At 64.8% G+C, this 17,916-nt stretch carries 17 protein-coding genes; 9 read left to right on the forward strand and 8 right to left on the reverse strand.

Translation table 11 applies throughout. The features are described 5' to 3' along the window. Positions 1-130 precede the first annotated feature (130 nt). From ASD73_RS21545 to ASD73_RS21560, 5 genes are all read right to left on the reverse strand, one after another. Positions 131-2,317, reverse strand: a complete 2,187-nt coding sequence (locus ASD73_RS21545) for a PQQ-dependent dehydrogenase, methanol/ethanol family (RefSeq protein ID WP_056368140.1) — start codon at positions 2,315-2,317, stop codon at positions 131-133. 211 nt (positions 2,318-2,528) lie between these two features. Then, the gene (gene map, locus ASD73_RS21550; RefSeq protein WP_056368142.1) at positions 2,529-3,368 is read right to left on the reverse strand and encodes a type I methionyl aminopeptidase; all 840 of its coding nucleotides are present in this window, start codon (positions 3,366-3,368) and stop codon (positions 2,529-2,531) included. Between the two features lie 63 nt (positions 3,369-3,431). Continuing rightward, a complete protein-coding gene (clpA, locus tag ASD73_RS21555) occupies positions 3,432-5,771 on the reverse strand; it encodes an ATP-dependent Clp protease ATP-binding subunit ClpA (RefSeq protein WP_056368143.1) in 2,340 nt (779 codons plus the stop codon). Between the two features lie 430 nt (positions 5,772-6,201). Continuing rightward, on the reverse strand, positions 6,202-6,591 hold the full coding sequence (locus ASD73_RS22900) for a hypothetical protein (RefSeq protein ID WP_156407298.1): 390 nt from the start codon (positions 6,589-6,591) through the stop codon (positions 6,202-6,204). Between the two features lie 96 nt (positions 6,592-6,687). Further along, complete coding sequence (locus ASD73_RS21560) at positions 6,688-6,948, reverse strand: hypothetical protein (RefSeq protein ID WP_056368145.1); 261 nt, start codon at positions 6,946-6,948, stop codon at positions 6,688-6,690. Positions 6,949-7,058: 110 nt separating this feature from the next. On the opposite strand from ASD73_RS21560, the gene ASD73_RS21565 reads away from it, so the two are divergent. Both ASD73_RS21565 and ASD73_RS21570 read left to right on the forward strand, forming a co-directional pair. Next, entirely contained in the window at positions 7,059-8,531 is a 1,473-nt protein-coding gene (locus ASD73_RS21565) for an ATP-binding protein (protein WP_235534636.1), read from the forward strand. A 203-nt stretch (positions 8,532-8,734) separates the two neighbouring features. Beyond that, positions 8,735-10,219, forward strand: coding sequence for a peroxidase family protein (locus ASD73_RS21570; protein ID WP_056368147.1), 1,485 nt, complete (start codon positions 8,735-8,737; stop codon positions 10,217-10,219). A 58-nt stretch (positions 10,220-10,277) separates the two neighbouring features. On the opposite strand, the gene ASD73_RS21575 is transcribed toward ASD73_RS21570, so the two are convergent. Beyond that, positions 10,278-10,475: a DUF1192 domain-containing protein gene (locus ASD73_RS21575; RefSeq protein ID WP_056368149.1), complete on the reverse strand. Its 198-nt coding sequence runs from the start codon at positions 10,473-10,475 to the stop codon at positions 10,278-10,280. Positions 10,476-10,617: 142 nt separating this feature from the next. On the opposite strand from ASD73_RS21575, the gene ASD73_RS21580 reads away from it, so the two are divergent. The 3 genes from ASD73_RS21580 (at position 10,618) to ASD73_RS21590 (ending at position 12,947) form a co-directional block, all read left to right on the forward strand. Further along, positions 10,618-11,598, forward strand: a complete 981-nt coding sequence (locus ASD73_RS21580; RefSeq protein WP_056368151.1) for an NAD(P)H-quinone oxidoreductase — start codon at positions 10,618-10,620, stop codon at positions 11,596-11,598. A gap of 72 nt (positions 11,599-11,670) precedes the next feature. Further along, positions 11,671-12,237: a hypothetical protein gene (locus ASD73_RS21585; protein ID WP_056368153.1), complete on the forward strand. Its 567-nt coding sequence runs from the start codon at positions 11,671-11,673 to the stop codon at positions 12,235-12,237. Between the two features lie 89 nt (positions 12,238-12,326). After that, positions 12,327-12,947, forward strand: coding sequence for a glutathione S-transferase family protein (locus ASD73_RS21590; RefSeq protein ID WP_056368155.1), 621 nt, complete (start codon positions 12,327-12,329; stop codon positions 12,945-12,947). Here the strand turns inward: ASD73_RS21590 and ASD73_RS21595 are convergent. Continuing rightward, a complete protein-coding gene (locus tag ASD73_RS21595; RefSeq protein ID WP_056368158.1) occupies positions 12,929-13,663 on the reverse strand; it encodes an FMN-dependent NADH-azoreductase in 735 nt (244 codons plus the stop codon). The genes ASD73_RS21590 and ASD73_RS21595 overlap by 19 nt on opposite strands. A 105-nt stretch (positions 13,664-13,768) precedes the next feature. Here ASD73_RS21595 and ASD73_RS21600 point away from each other — a divergent pair, with 105 nt between their 5' ends. The 4 genes from ASD73_RS21600 (at position 13,769) to ASD73_RS21615 (ending at position 17,513) form a co-directional block, all read left to right on the forward strand. Next, positions 13,769-14,689, forward strand: a complete 921-nt coding sequence (locus ASD73_RS21600) for a LysR substrate-binding domain-containing protein (protein ID WP_156377499.1) — start codon at positions 13,769-13,771, stop codon at positions 14,687-14,689. Between the two features lie 77 nt (positions 14,690-14,766). Beyond that, complete coding sequence (locus ASD73_RS21605; RefSeq protein ID WP_082521756.1) at positions 14,767-15,435, forward strand: DUF1013 domain-containing protein; 669 nt, start codon at positions 14,767-14,769, stop codon at positions 15,433-15,435. Positions 15,436-15,438: 3 nt separating this feature from the next. Further along, the gene (locus ASD73_RS21610; RefSeq protein WP_056368163.1) at positions 15,439-16,578 is read left to right on the forward strand and encodes an MBL fold metallo-hydrolase; all 1,140 of its coding nucleotides are present in this window, start codon (positions 15,439-15,441) and stop codon (positions 16,576-16,578) included. After that, positions 16,578-17,513, forward strand: a complete 936-nt coding sequence (locus tag ASD73_RS21615) for a TraB/GumN family protein (protein WP_056368165.1) — start codon at positions 16,578-16,580, stop codon at positions 17,511-17,513. The genes ASD73_RS21610 and ASD73_RS21615 overlap by 1 nt, the downstream gene beginning before the upstream one ends. A gap of 7 nt (positions 17,514-17,520) precedes the next feature. Here ASD73_RS21615 and ASD73_RS21620 read toward each other — a convergent pair whose 3' ends face one another. After that, complete coding sequence (locus ASD73_RS21620; protein WP_037518141.1) at positions 17,521-17,796, reverse strand: hypothetical protein; 276 nt, start codon at positions 17,794-17,796, stop codon at positions 17,521-17,523. Between the last annotated feature and the right edge of the window lie 120 nt (positions 17,797-17,916).

The following is a 17,916-nucleotide window of genomic DNA, read 5'->3' on the forward strand; positions in this document are numbered from 1 at the left end:
CCATCTTGCACCAATCAAAAGCCGTGCCAATTGGCGAATCGCGGGGATTTGGTAAGAAATTTGAAACGAAATGAAGCGGCTGCCCAAGTGGTGAGCAACAGCTTCATTCGAGTGCCTAAATTTTGGGCATTCAGCGCCCCATCGGCGCCGAGGAGTCCGCGAGATTGGCCTTGGTCCAGTTCGACCGGTCGATGACATAGGCGCGTAGCGCTTCGGCATCGGGGGGGGTGAGTACCCTTGCGAAACTCACCATGCCGCGGTCCTTGAGCGCGCCGTCGATGATCACCGACTTCCACGCGTCGGGGTTGGCGAGCGTGGCCGAGACGCGCAGGTCGGGGGTGAAGCCGTTGCCGATCGCACTGTCGCCGTGACACACGATGCAATAGCGGCCGAAATGCGCCTTGCCCGCCGCGACCTGCGCGGGCGTGCCGAACTGCGGCGGCGGGCTCCACGCGAGCGCTGCCGCGGCGGGCGGCGCGGGCAGCTTCACCGTGCCGCCGATCTTCATCACGACGAGACGCGGGATATTGGGGACCTTGCGCGTCACGCCGCCCGCAACCCCGGCGACGAGCGGGAAGGCGCCGCCCTTGCTCGTCTGGAAGGCGACATATTGGACGCCGCCGGCGCGGAAGGTCGACGGCGCGCTGACGATCCCTGACTGCATGTCGAGATCGAGCAATTGCCTGCCGGTGTCGGCGGCATAGGCGCGGAAGCGGCCCGTGCTCGTGCCCTGGAAGACGAGGTTGCCCGCGGTCGTCATCGTGCCGCCGTTCCACGCCGCGGGATGATCAACCGCCCATGCGACCTTGCCGGCGCGCGGATCGAAGGCGACGAGGCGGCCGGTCGTCGCGGCGACCGCGGCGCGATACGCCGCCTTGTCATCGGGCATCATCGTCGCGGTCAGCGACGAGCCGATGTTGAAGCCGACGACCTTGCGTTTGTCGAGCTCGGTCATGTCGGCGAGATAGCCCTGCGGGATCTGCTGCGCGGGAATATAGACGAGGCCGGTCGCTGGATTGTAGCTCATCGGGTGCCAGTTGTGCGCGCCCAATGCGCCGGGGATTGCGATGAACGGTTTGCCGGTCTTGTAGAAGCGCGCCTCGGGATTTTCGATCGGGCGGCCGGTGGCCATGTCGTAACCCGTCGCCCAGTTGATGCCATCGACAAAGGGCTTGGCGTCGATCAGCTTGCCGTTCGCGCGGTCGATCGTGAAGAAGAAGCCGTTCTTCGGCGCATGGTACAGCACCTTGGTCGGCGTACCGTTCACCGCCTGCTCGGCGAGGATGATCGGCTGGGTCGCGGTATAGTCCCACGTCTCGCCCGGGGTCTCCTGATAGTGCCATTTATACTTGCCGGTCGACGCATCCAAAGCAACGACGGACGAGAGGAACCAGTTGTCGCCCTCGCCGTTCGAGCGCGTGCCATGGTTCCACGGATTGCCGTTGCCGACGCCGAGATAGATCTGGTCGAGATCCTTGTCGTAGACGATCGCGTCCCACACGGTGCCGCCGCCGCCCGAGGTCTGCCACTCGCCCTTGTCGGACCATGTCGCGTTCGCCTTGCTCGCGAAAATGTCGTCGGAGGCTGCGCCGTCCTTCGCCTTGGTCGGGTTGGGCGTGGTGTAGAAGCGCCAGCGTTCCTTGCCGGTGTCGGCGTCATAGGCGGTGACATAACCGCGCACCCCGAATTCGGCGCCGCCGTTGCCGATCAGCACCATGTCCTTCACCACGCGCGGCGCGCCGGTGATCGTGTAGGGTTTCGAAGTGTCGAAGGTCTGCGTCGACCACAGCTCCTTGCCGGTCTTTTTGTCGAGCGCGATCAGACGGCCGTCGAGTGCGCCGACAAAGACCTTGTCGCCCCAGACGGCGACGCCGCGGTTGACGACGTCGCAGCAGGCGGAAACCGCACGCTCGCCAGGGACCTTCGGGTCAAATTTCCACAAGGGCTTGCCCGTCGCGGCGTCCCATGCGCTGACTTTCGACCAGGCGTGGGTCACATACATCACGCCATCGACGACGACGGGCGTTGCTTCCTGCCCGCGCGCATCGTCGAGATCGGCGGTCCACGCGATTCCGAGCTCGCCTACATTCTTGTCGTTGATGTCGGTGAGCGGGCTGAAGCGCTGCTCGTCGTAACTATAGCCGATGCCGCCCCAATCGTCGCCGTTGCCGCCGGTCTTGAGCAGGGTCTCGCTGGCCTTTTCGGCATCGTCGAGCGATCCGCCGCCCGTGATACTGTCATTTTTCGACGCATTGCATGCCGCCAATGCCAGTGCCGCGCAGCCCAGCAGCGCGGCCGTAAAGACCCGTTTCGCCATCCCTTGCTCTCCCGTTCGACGCCTATCGTTGACGTTAACGTCAAGACTGCGCGCGAAGGGGGACGGGTGCAAGCGGGAAAATGGGGGGGCGGGAGCGGGGCATCGCTATCGTCACCCCGGACTTGATCCGGGGTCCACGAAGGACAGCGATGCGTTGAAAGTCATGGATCCCGGATCAAGTCCGGGATGACGAAATCAAAATGGGTGCCGATTAGGCCCAGGGCGGCGCGTTCAGGCCTGTCGGGCTCGCGGTGAAAATCTCGCAGCCGGTTTCGGTGATCCCGATGCTGTGTTCGAACTGCGCCGAGAGCGAGCGGTCGCGCGTCACCGCGGTCCAGCCATCGGCGAGCATCTTCACCGCATATTTGCCGGTGTTGATCATCGGTTCGATCGTGAAGAACATGCCGGGGCGCAGTTCGGGGCCGGTGCCGGGGCGGCCCGCGTGGACGACTTCAGGAGCGTCGTGGAACATCTGCCCCAGCCCGTGGCCGCAGAAATCGCGCACAACAGAATAGCGGTGGCGCTCGGCATGGGTCTGGATCGCGTGCGCGACATCGCCCATGCGGTTACCGGGTTTCGCCTGCTCGATGCCGAGCATCAGGCATTCATAGGTGACTTCGACGAGGCGCTTCGCCTTGATCGGCACGTCGCCGACCAGATACATGCGGCTCGTGTCGCCGTGCCAGCCGTCGACGATGCTGGTGACGTCGATGTTGACGATATCGCCCTCGCGCACCGGCTTGTCGTCGGGGATGCCGTGGCAGACGACATGGTTGATGCTGGTGCAGCAGCTGTGTGTGAAACCGCGATAGCCCAATGTCGCTGGGATGCCGCCGCCATCGAGCATCATCGTGCGGACAAGGTCGTCGATCGCCGCGGTGGTCACACCCGGCTGGACAAAGGGAACAAGCGCGTCGAGGATTTCGGCCGACAATCGGCCCGCTTTGCGCATGCCAGCAAAGCCTGCCTCATCATGCAGCTTGATCGTGCCGTCGCGCACGGGGGTGGGGCTCGCCGCATCGCCGGCGGTTACGGAGACATAGTCGTACATCGGACCCATATAGTCGCTGGGGGCCGAAAAAGCGAGGGGCGGCCAATGGCCGCCCCGTCACCTTTATTCCGCGGACTTCTTCGCCTTGTCGGCTTTCGGCTTGCCCTTGCTCGCCTTGGGCGGGGCCGAGACGATTTCGAAGGCGAGCGGATTGCCGACCTTGGCGTCGTCGCCGGTCTTCATCTTCACCTTGACCTCGCCGCCATGGACGAGCTTGCCGAACAGCAGTTCCTCGGCGAGCGGCTGCTTGATCTTTTCCTGGATCAGGCGGCCCATCGGGCGTGCGCCATAGAGCTTGTCATAGCCCTTGCCGGTCAGCCATTCGCGCGCCGCATCGTCGAGCTGAATGTGGACATTGCGGTCGGCAAGCTGCAGCTCGAGTTCGAGGATGAACTTGTCGACGACGCGCGCGACCACTTCGGGCGGCAGATAGCCGAACGGCACGATCGCATCGAGGCGGTTGCGGAATTCGGGGGTGAAGAGATTCTTCACCGCTTCCTCCTGCACATCCTCGCGCGTGAACTGACCGAAGCCGATGCCCTCGCGCGCCATGTCGCTCGCGCCTGCATTGGTCGTCATGATCAGGATGACGTTCCGGAAATCGACCGTCTTGCCGTGATGGTCGGTCAGGCGGCCATGATCCATCACCTGCAACAAGATGTTGAACAGGTCGGGATGTGCCTTTTCGATCTCGTCGAGCAGCAGCACGCAGTGCGGGTTCTGGTCGATCGCATCGGTGAGCAGACCGCCCTGATCGTAACCGACATAGCCCGGAGGCGCGCCGATCAGGCGCGACACGCTGTGCCGCTCCATATATTCGGACATGTCGAAACGCTGGAGCGGGATGCCCATGATCGACGCGAGCTGCTTGGCGACCTCGGTCTTGCCGACGCCGGTCGGGCCGCTGAACAGATAGTTGCCGATCGGCTTTTCGGGATCGCGCAGGCCCGCACGGCTCAGCTTGATCGCCGACGACAGCACCTCGATTGCGGTGTTCTGGCCGAACACGACGCGCTTGAGGTCGGTCTCGAGGCTGGCGAGCGTCGCCTTGTCGTCGCTCGACACCGATTTGGGCGGGATGCGCGCCATCGTCGCGATCACGGCCTCGATCTCCTTGGCGGTGATCGTCTTCTTGCGCTTCGACGGGGCGACGAGCATCTGCATCGCGCCGACCTCGTCGATCACATCGATCGCCTTGTCGGGCAATTTGCGGTCGTTGATGTAGCGCGCCGACAGGTCGACCGCGGCGTTAATCGCATCCTGCGTGTACCGCACCTGATGATGCGCCTCGAACGCGCTGCGCAGACCCGCGAGGATCTTCTTGGTGTCCTCGAGCGTCGGTTCGACCACGTCGATCTTCTGGAACCGGCGGAGCAGCGCGCGGTCCTTTTCGAAATGGTTGCGGAACTCCTTGTACGTGGTCGAGCCGATGCAGCGGATCACGCCGCCCGACAAGGCGGGCTTCAAGAGGTTCGACGCGTCCATCGCGCCACCCGAAGTCGCGCCCGCACCGATCACGGTGTGGATTTCGTCGATGAACAGGATCGCGTGCGGCAGGCCTTCGAGTTCGGTCACGACCTGTTTCAGCCGCTCCTCGAAGTCGCCGCGATAGCGCGTGCCCGCGAGCAGCGCGCCCATGTCGAGCGAATAGATGACCGCGGGCAGTAGCACCTCGGGCACGTCGCCCTCGATGATCTTGCGCGCGAGACCCTCGGCGATCGCGGTCTTGCCGACGCCGGGATCGCCGACATAGAGCGGGTTGTTCTTCGACCGGCGGCAGAGGATCTGGATCGTGCGGTCGACCTCGGCATTGCGGCCGATCAGCGGGTCGACCTTGCCGATCTTCGCCTTTTCGTTGAGGTTGACGGTGAACTGATCGAGCGCGGTTTCCTTCTTGGACTTGCCGCCCTCCTTTTCCTTCGCCTCTTCCTTTTCCTCGGGCTCGGCCTGCGGCGAGGGCTTGCCGCCCTTGCCGACGCCGTGGCTGAGGTAGGAGACCGCGTCGAGGCGCGTCAGGTCCTGCTGCTGGAGGAAATAGACCGCGTAGCTCTCGCGTTCCGAGAACAAGGCGACGAGGACGTTGGCGCCCGTCACTTCATCCTTGCCCGACGACTGGACGTGCAGGATCGCGCGCTGGACGACGCGCTGGAATCCGCTCGTCGGCGACGGGTCGCTGTGCCCCTCGACCTTCAGGCTGTCGAGTTCGGTATCGAGATAATGGACGACCGCCGATTGCAGGTCGTCGAGTGCGACGCCGCAGGCGCGCATCACTTCGGCGGCATGATCGTCGTCGATCAGCGCGTAAAGTAGATGCTCGAGCGTCGCATATTCGTGATGGCGCTCGGAAGCGGCCTTCAGCGCATTGTGTAGAGTCTTTTCGAGGCTTTCCGAAAAGGACGGCATGGTCTTCATCTCCTTGCGGGGACCAGGCCGGGGAGAGCGGCCCCCTTAGAAAGGCAACGTGGCGATGCCGCCGCCCCACCGCAAGGGAAAAGCGGATGGCTTTGTGAAATTACGATGACGGGGGTTGTAGTATGGTTAACGGGGCGTTGGGAATTTGGCGCAAGTCGCTTCAATCCACCTCGTTACCCGGTTGGATCGGGTATCCGGTTGACGCAAGGACAGCTAACAATCCCAAAGTTCAGGAAAGTTCAGCCCTATGCGCCCCGCTTGGACCTCCCGGCGTGCCGGACGCGCGCGCCGTGGCCGCACCCGCAAGCCGGACAGCGACCGCTTTCGTTCACCAAATGAAAGAGCAGGATGAAGGCTGGCATAGCCGAATAATGTAGGAAAGGACTATTTGAGGCGACGTCGGCTTAGGGGCGGGAAGCTGTCACACGGCTTGAGGGCCACCGGCTAGTTTGGGAGCCCAGATAGCATCCAGTCGATCTACATCATTTTTCGTCATACCAAACATTTCCGATATTGATGCTTCCACAGCCTGAACCAAATCACGGCCGCCGCTTGTCCCGACGAACCGTCCTGAGCGCTCATATCGATACTTCCAGCCATCTTTTGCAATTGCCTCCGATGCGCGAACGGATACCCACCTGTCGCTCCACAGCGTTAGCGCCAACGTCTGTCGGTTGCGTTGGCGGATCGTGATTTCGATGCGCTCTTCGGCGGTGTGGCCACGAATATCGACAAAACGCTCAATTGTTGGCGCAGCGTTCTGGTTTTTTAGCGCCTTGCGTCGGCGGGATATGCTGTCGAGCACGTCCACAAGAAAGGCGCAGTCAGTCCTGACAGGTTTGTCGATCATGCGGCCTTTTACCAAGATCGGCTTTGTCCGCCACCGGTCGTTTCCTGACACTCCAGATCAACTCTCGCCCGCCCTATCCACCATATCCATGAAATCGCGCGCCGTGTTGCGCTCACCCTCGTCCTTGAACGCGACATCGAGGTCGGGCGCGACGCCGAGCATGTACATCAGCGCCCACAGCGCGAAGCGGCGGCCGGGGTTGGTTTCGAGGCCGAAGTCGACGCGCATGCGTTCGGTGCCCGCGGCGTGCGCCTCGGGGTGGATCGCCGCGAGGTCGGCGGTGCCGAAATAGCGGCGGAGTTGGTCGTCGAAATCCATGCCGCCCTTTTGGCCCGTTCGCGTCGCTTGGCAAGGTCGCGCGGCAAAATCCGGCGATCCGAGGGCTGGCCCGGTTGTCTTTGCCCATGCGCCCCGATAGGGCGGCGTCCGTGAAGACGAGCATCGAGATCGGAACCGACAGCACCGGGCAGGGCGTGCACATCAACGTCCAGGAACTGCTGGCGACGCGGCTGCTCGTCCAGGGCAATTCGGGGTCGGGCAAGTCGCACCTTTTGCGCCGTATCCTCGAGGAAAGCGCCGAGCTGGTACAGCAGATCGTGATCGATCCAGAGGGCGATTTCGTGACGCTCGCCGATGCGTACAGCCATGTCGTGATCAACGGCGGCGATTATAACGAGCGCGAGATCGCGGCGATGGGCGCACGCATCCGCGAGCATCGTGCGTCGATCGTCCTCAGTCTGGAATCGCTCGATATCGAGGCGCAGATGACGTGCGCCGCGGCGTTCCTGAACGCGCTGTTCGATGCGCCGCGCGAGCATTGGTTTCCCGCGCTGGTGGTGGTCGACGAGGCGCAGATGTTCGCGCCGAGCGTCGCGGGCGATGTCGCCGACAATGTCCGCCGCGCGAGCCTGGGTGCGATGACCAACTTGATGTGCCGCGGGCGCAAGCGCGGGCTTGCGGGGGCGATCGCGACGCAGCGGCTCGCGAAGCTCGCGAAGAATGTCGCCGCCGAGGCGAGCAATTTCCTGATGGGGCGCACCTTCCTCGACATCGACATGGCACGCGCCGCCGACCTGCTCGGCATGGAGCGGCGGCAGGCCGAGGCGATCCGCGACCTCGAGCGCGGACATTTCCTCGGGCTCGGTCCGGCGATTTCGCGGCGGCCGCTGTCGGTGCGGATCGGGTCGACGCAGACCGCGACGCGGATGGGGACGCACAGCCTGATGCCGCTCCCGTCGGCGGGCGGAGAGGATATGCGCTCGATGCTCTTCACCGAGATGGAGGCGCCGGTAGCGCCGCGCGTCTTTGCGCCCGAACCCGAACCCGTCGCCGCGAGCGAGCTTCTGGAGCGCATCGCGTCGAGCGAGGGGCTCCACGAAGATCATGACGCCCCGCCGGTGTTCGACATCGTCGAGGCGGCCGAGGAAGCGGGGCACAGCGATGCGGTGGTGATCGCGATGCTCGAAGAGATGCTGTCCGACCCCGACAGCGCCTTCCAGCCCGAAGCCTATCTCTATCAGGATTTTTCGGTGCGCTGCCGGATGCAGAAATTGAAGAAGGTGCCGCTCGACCTCGCCGCCTTCCGCCGCCGCTTCGCGCTCGCCAAGGGCGGGGTGTTCGATCCGTCCGAGCCGCGCTGGCGCGAGGCGCTGTCGGTCGCCGACCGGCTGCCGCACGACATGTTCGCCCCGTTCCTGCAGATCGCGCGCGCCGCGATGGACGGCGAGCCGTGCCCCGACGACGACATCCTCGGCCGCGCCTATGGCAGCCGCTCGCCGGGGCGCATCCGCCGGCTCGTCGAATATATGGAAAAGCAGGGCGTTATCGTCGTGCGCGCCGACTTTGGCGGTCGCCGCTCGATCGGTATCCCCGAACTCGGGCTCAGCACCGAGGCCGAATAGGGCGATTGCGCCTCACTCCGTCGCGATTTCGCCGCGACCCGGCATGTTAATCACGAATTAGCCACCTAAAATCTTGGGGCGATGGGCGGATCGCGGCAATCCTTGCCGCAGGTTCGCGCCTATAAAAGCGGATGCCAGCTCTCTTGGTGGGTGGATCGTCCCGAAAAACCCAAAACATAGTCAGACCAACAGGAGAGACTGCCATGCCTCGTCACGGCGTATATCCGCGCGACATCGTTCCGCCGCGCTCCAAATATTCCGACTCTGGCCGCTTTGGCCGCATGTTCGGCGAATTGCCGCCCTTTGCCGCCGACACCCCCGATGTGCGCGCCGCGCTGATCGAGATCGGCAAGGTCGGGGGCATCATGGATGCCAAGGACAATCTGGCCAAGACCCCCGCCGAGCTGATCACCAATCCGGCGCTGTCGGCAAAGAACAGCGACAATCCGACGCTGACCGCGGGCTTTACCTTCCTCGGCCAGTTCCTCGATCACGACATGACCTTCGACCCGACCTCCAGCCTCGAGCGGCAGGTCGATCCCGAACAGATCGCGAATTTCCGCACCCCGAGCCTCGGCCTCGACAATGTCTATGGCGCGGGGCCGGGCGGCAGTCCGCACCTCTATGACACGCAGGGCGGCAAGGGCGGCAAGTTCCTGCTCGAGCCGACGGGCACCGCGAACAAGTTCGACGTGCCGCGAAACAGCCAGAAGGTCGCGCTGATCGGCGACCCGCGCGACGACGAAAATCTGATCATCAGCCAGCTTCAGGTCGCTTTCCTGAAGTTTCACAATGAAGTCGTCGAATATGTGAAGACCAAGATCAAGCTGACCGGATCGGACGAGATTTTCGCCGAGGCGCAGCGGATCGTGCGCTGGCATTATCAGTGGATCATCGTCCACGAATTCCTGCGCAAGACGTGCGGCGATGCGGTGGTCGACGATGTGCTGACGAACGGTCGCAAATATTACAACTGGCACAACGAGCCCTATATCCCGGTCGAATTTTCGGTCGCGGCCTACCGGTTCGGGCACAGCCAGGTGCGGCCGTCGTATCGCGCCAACTTTACCGGCAATGGCGGCAATCCCTTTTTCGCGATGATCTTTACCCCGACGCCGTCGGACCCGAACGATCCCGACGATCTGTCGGGCGGCTGCCGCGCGCCGCGGCGTTTCATCGACTGGCCGACCTTCTTCGATTTCAGCGACGGCAATGTGAAGCCGAACAAGAAGATCGATTCCACCCTGTCGACGTCGCTGTTCCGCCTGCCGGGTTCGGTTGTGTCGAACCCCGATCCAAAGACGAACCCGGCCTCGCTCGCGCAGCGCAATCTGCTCCGCCACCTGACCTTCTCGCTGCCGTCGGGGCAGCGGGTGGCGCGCGCGATGAAGCTGCCCGAATTGTCGAAGGGCGATCTCGCCGACCTCAAGCCGCACGGCTTTGACGACCGGACGCCGCTCTGGTTCTACATCCTGCGCGAGGCGCAGGTAACGCAGAATGGCGAGCGGCTGGGGCCGGTCGGCGCGCGGATCGTCACCGAAGTGTTCCTTGGGCTGCTGCAGGGCGACAAAGGCTCGTATCTGTCGCAGGATCCCGAATGGCAACCCTTCCTGCCGACGGTCGACGCGTCGAAGAAGGGCGACGATTTCCGGATGATTGACCTGCTCCGCTACGCCGAGGTCGCCTAGCGAGCGAAAAGGGGGGCGATGTCGCCGGCGCCCTGGGGGCGTCGGCGATTTCCTAAACTCAACTTTTCCGGAACAAGGCTTCGGCCGCCGCCTTCTGGCTGGTCGCGGCGCTGCGGTGCGCCTTAACGCGCGCGATCTCGGCTTCGAGAATTTCGATGCGTTCGCCCAGTTCGTCGACCGAGAGAGGGTCGAGCGGCTGCTTGATCAGCGCCGTCAGAACATCGTCGCGGCGACGGGGAAGGTCGTCATCATCCATGGCGCATCCTCCTGGTCCCTAATGTTAATATGGGCGCGCGACTGTTGACCCGTGTCGCGGCACTGTCAATAAGGCGCGGCAGGGGGTAGGGGATGAAGGGACCAGTGGGGGAATTCGCAGCGTGACCAGCGTGCCAGTAGATATGACCGCCATCGCCATCAGTGCGCCGGGCGGACCCGAAGTGTTGCAACCGACAACGCGGCCGGTGCCCCAGCCCGGACCGGGCGAGGTGCTGATCCGCGTCGCCGCGGCCGGGGTGAACCGTCCCGACGTGCTCCAGCGCATGGGCTTTTACCCGCCGCCTCCGGGCGCTTCGGACTTGCCGGGGCTCGAAATCGCGGGGACGGTTGCCGCGGTCGGCCCGGGGAGCGATCCCGAGCTTTTGGGGCAGGCGGTGTGCGCGCTCGTCGCGGGCGGCGGCTACGCCGAATATTGCACCGCGCCGGCCGGAAGCTGCCTGCCGGTGCCGAAGGGCTTTTCGATGGAAGAGGCGGCGGCGCTGCCCGAGACCGTCTTTACCGTGTGGCACAACCTCTTCGAGCGCGGTTATGTGCGCGACGGCGAGACGGTGCTCGTCCACGGCGGCACCAGCGGCATCGGCACCACCGCGATCGGCCTCTGCAAATTGTTCGACATCAAGATCATCGTGACGTGCGGCAGCGCCGACAAATGCGCCGCCGCGACCGCGCTCGGCGCCGACCTGGCGATTGATTATTCGTCCGAGGATTATGTCGAGGCGGTGAAGGGCTTCACCGGCGGCAAGGGCGTCAACGTCGTGCTCGACATGGTCGGCGGCGACTATCTGCCGCGCAACCTCGCCTGCCTCGCCGAGGACGGGCGCCATGTCACCATCGCGTTCCAGCGCGGCGCGAAGGTCGAATTCGACATCGCCGACGTGATGCGCCGCCGGCTGACGCTGACCGGATCGACGCTCCGCGCCCGCAGCGCCGACTTCAAGGCGCTGCTCGCCGACGAGCTTCACCGCACGCTGTGGCCGCTATTGGCCGAGGGCGGATGGAAGCCCGCAATGGATCAGACATTCCCGCTCGCCGACGCCGCTGCTGCGCACGCGCGGATGCAGGCTGGCGAGCATGTGGGGAAGATCGTGCTCAGCGTGGGATGAGCCGAGGGAACATTCGCCAAGGATCGGCGGTTGAGCGAGCGGGGGCCAATCAAAAGAGGATGATCTCTCCCGATGAAGATGCGTAGTTTGTTGCTTCCCGCCACCGCTCTCTCCTTTGCCCTTGCGGCTTGTTCTGGACCTACCGAAACCGAAAAAACGCCGACCGCATCCTATGACGGCGACGTCGTGCCCGAGGGTAAGGCGGCCGAACCGGCCGTGCCCACTATCAAGCCGACCGACATTCCGACGCGCGGCGGCGACGGATCGCCGATCGAACTCGCGGCACTGACCGAAGCCGACGTCAGCGGCGCCAAGCTCAAGGGCGAACTCGCGTGCAGCTTTGCCGCGGACGCGGCCGCGCAGCCGATCCTGCACGCGCAGGGCGACGTCGCGTCGACCGAGCCGTCGCGCGGCATCGTCAAGGTCGGCGATACGATCGAAGCGGCGTCGGCGAACGGCGGCTTCGACGCGATGGCGAAGGGCACCAAATTCTTTGCCAAGGGGCTTGAGCTTCGCGTCGCGCTGGTCGGACCGGCACCGGGTGGCGGCGAGTCGCCGCCGCGTCCCGCGACGCTGACCGCCGACCGCGCTGACGGCGCCCAGCGCGTCTTTGCCGGGCTGTGGCGCTGCGGTCCGTAACGCCCGCTTGCGGGCACCGCGCGCGCGCCGCATAGAGGCGTCGCCGCGGTGTCGGGGGATGGCGGCGATCCATCACGATGGGGGCTGCAATGGGCGACAGGCCGATCCTTCACGAATATGCCGCGAGCGGCAATTGCTACAAGGTCCGGCTGACCGCGGCGTTGCTCGACTGCCCGATCGAACGGCGCGAATATGACATCGTGCAGGGCGAGACGCGCACGCCCGACTTCCTCGCGAACGTCAACGCCAATGGGCGCATCCCGGTGCTGCAGGTCGGCGACCGCTTCCTCCCCGAAAGCAACGCCGCCTGCTTCTGGCTCGCCGACGGGACGCACCTCGTCCCGTATGATCGCTTCGAGCGCGCCGACATGCTGCACTGGATGTTCTTCGAACAATATAATCACGAACCGAATGTCGCGACTTTGCGCTTCTGGATGAAGTGGATCGGCGCAGACAATCTGAGCGACGCGCAGCGAACGCAATTGCCGCTCAAACAGGCCGCAGGCGTCGCGGCGCTGAAGCTGATGAATGAACATCTGGCGGCGCGCGAGTGGCTCGCGGGGCAGGACCTCTCGCTCGCCGACATCGCGCTCTATGCCTATACGCATGTCGCCGAGGAGGGCGGGTTGTTCGCTTTGTCCGACTATCCCGCCGTGCAGCGCTGGATCGCGCGGGTGGAGGCTGAACCCGGCTATGTAAGGATGGGATAGCGGTCAGATCGGCAAGCGCGTTCGTCCAGATCGGCAACCAGCCGGACGACCAGCGCGTCGACGCTGCTTTCCGCCGCGGCGATCGATCGGGCGAGGCGTTCGTCGGCGAACTCGTCAAATTCGACCGCGATCGAATCCGTATCGCGAAGGCCGATGTAGGCGAGCGGCGCTTTCAGGCCGGCCTCGACGAAATTGACGTCGGCCTGGCGCCCGCCCGGATCATAACCATAATCGCCGCGCGCGCCGAGGATGACCAGCCGCTTGCCGGAGGGCAGCATCGGCCAATATGGCTCGCCCGCCCGCGCGCGGTCGAAACCGAAAGTGACGCCGACGCGAACGATGTTGTCGAGCCATGCCTTCAGCGGTGCCGGCATGCCGAAATTATACATGGGCGCGCCGACGACGACGAGATCCGCCGCCATCAGTTCGGCGACCAGCCGGTCGCTTTCGGCCAGCCGGGCGCGCTGTTCGTCGCTGCGCCGGCCGGGCGGAGAGAAAGCGGCGGCGATCCATTCGGCGTCGACATGCGACGGCGGAGCGAGGCCGACGTCGCGATAGACGATCTCATCCTGCGGCCGCGCGCTCGACCAGCGGCGTATCAGACGTTCACCCAGCCGCCGGCTATGCGAGCCATGCGGGTCCCGGCCCGAAAGGCCCTGACGGGCGCTGGAATCGATGTGAAGTATGCGGAGGAGTGATTTTTCAGGAGCGTTCATGGAATAATCCAGTTCATTTAATTGGATGACTGGACGCATATATTCCCATATAATTTGTTCAGTCGAACGCGAATACGTCAGCCAATGGATCGATTTTCCTCACCTATGATACGTAACCGGAAATTGCCGCCGCTGGCGGCGTTGCGCGCCTTTGAGGCGGCAGCGCGTCATCTCAGTTTCCAGCGAGCAGCCGGCGAACTGGCCGTCACGCCGACGGCGATCAGCCACCAGATTCGTCTGCTGGAGGATGTGCTGGGGTTCGCGCTGTTCACGCGTCAGGTGCGGCAGGTCGCGCTGACCGAAGCGGGCGAGCGATTATATCCGACCTTGCGCGACGGGTTCGATGCGTTCGACCGGGCGCTTGCCGACCTCACGCCGGGATCCCGGCGCGCGGCGGTGACATTGACCGCGACGATCCAGTTTACGGCGCGCAGGCTTCTGCCCGCGCTCGGCTCGTTTCGCGAACGCTTTCCCGATTTCGACCTGCGGCTGCATTCCTCGAACGAGCCCGTCGATCTGGCTGCCGGGCTGGCCGATGTCGCGGTTCGCTATGGTCGCGGGCCCTTTGACGGGCTGGTCGGCCGGCCGCTTTTTTCGGAACGCTTCGGATTGCTCTGCAGCCCGAAGCTCGGCCTTACCGGACCAGAAGATCTCGCGCGCGCCACCTTGCTGCATGTCGAATGGCGCCAGCCCGCCAACGCGTCCGACTGGCGGCGGTGGGCGCGGCTTGCCGGGATCGAGGGGCTGGCCGTCGATGAAGGGCCGCGTTTCAGTTCGGACGATCACGCCGTGCAGGCGGCTGTCGCAGGGCATGGGGTTATGATCGGCAGCCTGATCCTCGCCCGGCCGGAGATCGATGCGGGGCTGCTGGTCCATCCCTTCGGACCGGTCATCGAAGGGGAGAGCTACCATATGCTTGCGACCCCCGCCAATATGGCCTGCGCCGACGTGCGGGCGGTTTGCGCGTGGCTCGCCGAATCTGTCGCGGGCTTCACCGCCGGCGACCACCCCTTGCCCGCAGCCTAAAACAGGTCTACATCAGCCGCCGAACGGCCGCCTCGCAAGGGGCGGCCCTTATTATTTCCGCTTGGAGAGTTTCCGCCATGGCCAATCCCGATGCCACCCCGCTGATGCCGCACGCGACCGCCGCCTGGCTGGTCGACAACACCGGCCTCACCTTTGTCCAGATCGCCGAATATTGCGGCATCCACATCCTCGAAGTGCAGGCGATCGCCGACGAGACCGCCGCGACCAAATACACCGGCCGCGACCCCGTCCGCGCGCACGAACTGTCGATGGAAGAAATCGAAAAGGGTCAGAAGGACCCGAACTACAAGCTCAAGATGAGCAAGCAGGCGCAGGACACGATCCGCCGCACGCGCGGCCCGCGCTACACGCCGGTCAGCAAGCGTCAGGACAAGCCCGACGGCATCGCGTGGATCCTGAAGAATCATCCCGAAGTTTCGGACGGCGCGATCGGCAAGCTGATCGGCACCACCCGCAACACGATCGGCGCGATCCGCGACCGCAGCCATTGGAACAGCGCGAACATCGTGCCCAAGGATCCGGTAACGCTCGGCCTCTGCTCGCAGCGCGAGCTCGACGCGCTCGTCGCCAAGGCGGCGAAGAAGGCCGGCATCAAGGCGCCCGAGGACAGCCGTTTCGAAGGCGACCGCGAAGCGCTGCTCGAAGAGCTGCGCGCCGAACGCACCGCCGCGAACGAAGCGCGTGCCGCCGAGGAAGCCGAAGCCGAAGCCGACGGCGAAGCCTGAGGCATGGCGGGGACGGACGAGGATGATATCCCGGCGGCCAGCGGTTCGCCGGATGCTTCGCTGACCCAGGACGACAGCTTTACCGCGACGAGCCATGCGGGCCTCATCTATCCATGGGGCGCCGCCGCGCCGGGTGCGGGCGAGACGATCCGTATCGCGAACGGGATCAGCTGGGCGCGCATCCCGATGCCGGGGTCGCTCGGCCATATCAACAGCTGGCTGCTCGACGACGGCGCCAACGGTGAAGAGGGGGGCGTCGCGGTCGTCGACACCGGCATCTGCCTCACCATGTGTTCTGATGCTTGGAAGGCGCTCTATGCCGGGGCGCTGAAGGACAAGCGCATCACGCGCGTCATCGGCACGCACCTCCACCCCGATCATATCGGCCTCGCGGGCTGGATCGCGAAGAAGCAGGATGTGAAGCTGTGGATGACGCGCGGCGAGATGCTCACCGCGCGTGCGATCGTCGCCGATTCGTCCGACACTGCCCCCGACGAGGTGCTGACGCAGTCGCGCGCCGCGGGCTGGGACGAAACCGCGATCGAGGCGCAGCGCTCGCGCGGCTGGAACATGTTCCAGCGCATGATCTTCACCCTGCCGCGCTCCTATGTGCGGATCGCTGACGGCGAGCGCCTCGACATGGGCGCGCACCAGTGGCGTGTCGTCACCGGGTCGGGACACAGCCCCGAACATGCGTGCCTGTGGAACGAGCGCGAAGGCGTTCTGGTGTCGGGCGACCAGGTGCTGCCGCGGATCAGCTCGAACGTTTCGGTGAACATCACCGAGCCCGACGCCGATCCGCTCGGTGAGTGGCTCGCGTCGATCGACAAATTGCTCGCAACCGTCCCCGCCGACGTCGTCACCTGCCCCGCGCACGGCGAGCCGTTCAAGGGCCTGCATGTCCGCCTGATGGCGCTGCGCGACGAGCATCGCATGCGGCTCTACAATCTGGCCGAGGCGGCGGCGAAGGCGCCGATGCGCGCGGTCGACAGCTTCCCGCTGCTTTTCAACCGCCCGATCGGGGAGCATAATCAGGGGCTCGCGACGGGTGAGGCACTCGCGCATCTGAAGCGGCTCGAGATCGAAGGCCGCGTCCAGCGCGAAGACCGCGACGGTGTGTGGTGGTATCACGGCGTAGCCTGATGCGGTGTGCGATGGCGATACTGCTCGCCGCCGCGACGGTGGCATCGCCCACCGTGCGGGCGACCGAACCGGCGGCCGCCGATCAGATCAATGACGAGATCGTCGTCACCGCGCGCCGTTCGGGCGCGCCGATGTGGACGATCCAGACGCCGACCGGCGTCGTCATCCTCGTCGGCGAGATCGCGGCGGTTCCGAAGGCGACGCCGTGGCGTCCCGAGCGGCTCGAAGGCGCGACCGACCGCGCGCAGCGCGTCATTCTCGGCACCAAGGCGAAGGTGTCGCCGGGCGACATCTTGCGGCTGATCTTCAAGGGTGGCGGGCTCACCAAATTGCCGAAGGGGCGCGTCGCCGCCGATTATCTCGATGCGCGCCAGATGAAACGGCTCCATGCGCTCGAAACGCGGTTCGATCAGGATTACGCCCGCTCGAACTTCCTGATGACGGCGTTCGATCTGCTTTCGAAGCGGCTCGCTTTCAACAAGGACAGCGCCGACGACGCCTCCGACGTCGTGCGTAAGGCGGCGCGGCAGTCGAAAATTCCGACCCAGCCCGTCGGCGAAGTGCGCGGCGAGGATATGCTCGACAATCTGTTCGCCGCGGCGCCCGAAACGCATGTCCCGTGCCTCGAAGCCGCGATGGCGGCGGCCGAGGCGGGCGGCGATGTGGTGATAGAGCGCGGCCGCGCGTGGACCGAATTCGACGTGCCCGCGGTGATGGCGAGTCCGCTCGAGGAGGCGCTCGGGCGCTGCTGGCCCTGGACGAACGACAGTTTCGGCCCGGCGCTGCGCCAGACCTGGGTCGGGGCGATCCGCGATGCGACGGCGCAGCCCGGCGTGACACTTGCAGTCGTTCCGCTGCGCATATTGGCCGAAAAGGACGGCGTGCTCGACCAGCTCAAATCGCAAGGTTTGCCGATCACCGGCCCCGCCTGGTAGCCACGGCCTACCGCGGTCTTTGCATGATCCAGCTGAACGCCATCGCGTTGAAGATCGTATAGAGGCCATAGAGCATCAGCGCGGTGAACCAGTTCCGCGTCGCAATCGCCATCGCGCCGACGAGCAGCAGGAATTCAAAGACATAGGTGATGTTCGGCCCGACCTTGTCGGCAAGTGGTTTGACCATCTGCTGGATCAGCGGGTCATCGCTTTCCATGAAGGCGCGGTGCATCGCGAAATTTCCGACGCCGGCACAGAAAATGGCGATGAGCGCGATAACCATAGGTTTGCAAATGGGGGACGCGGGGTGGAAATGCCAGCAACTTTCGGTTTATAGGGGCGCATCGCTCGCGCACCGGCCCCGCGCGGTCGATCGAACGAACCCGGCTCCTGCCCCCAGAGA

The sequence above is a fragment of the Sphingopyxis sp. Root154 genome, from assembly GCF_001427105.1.
Taxonomy (GTDB): domain Bacteria; phylum Pseudomonadota; class Alphaproteobacteria; order Sphingomonadales; family Sphingomonadaceae; genus Sphingopyxis.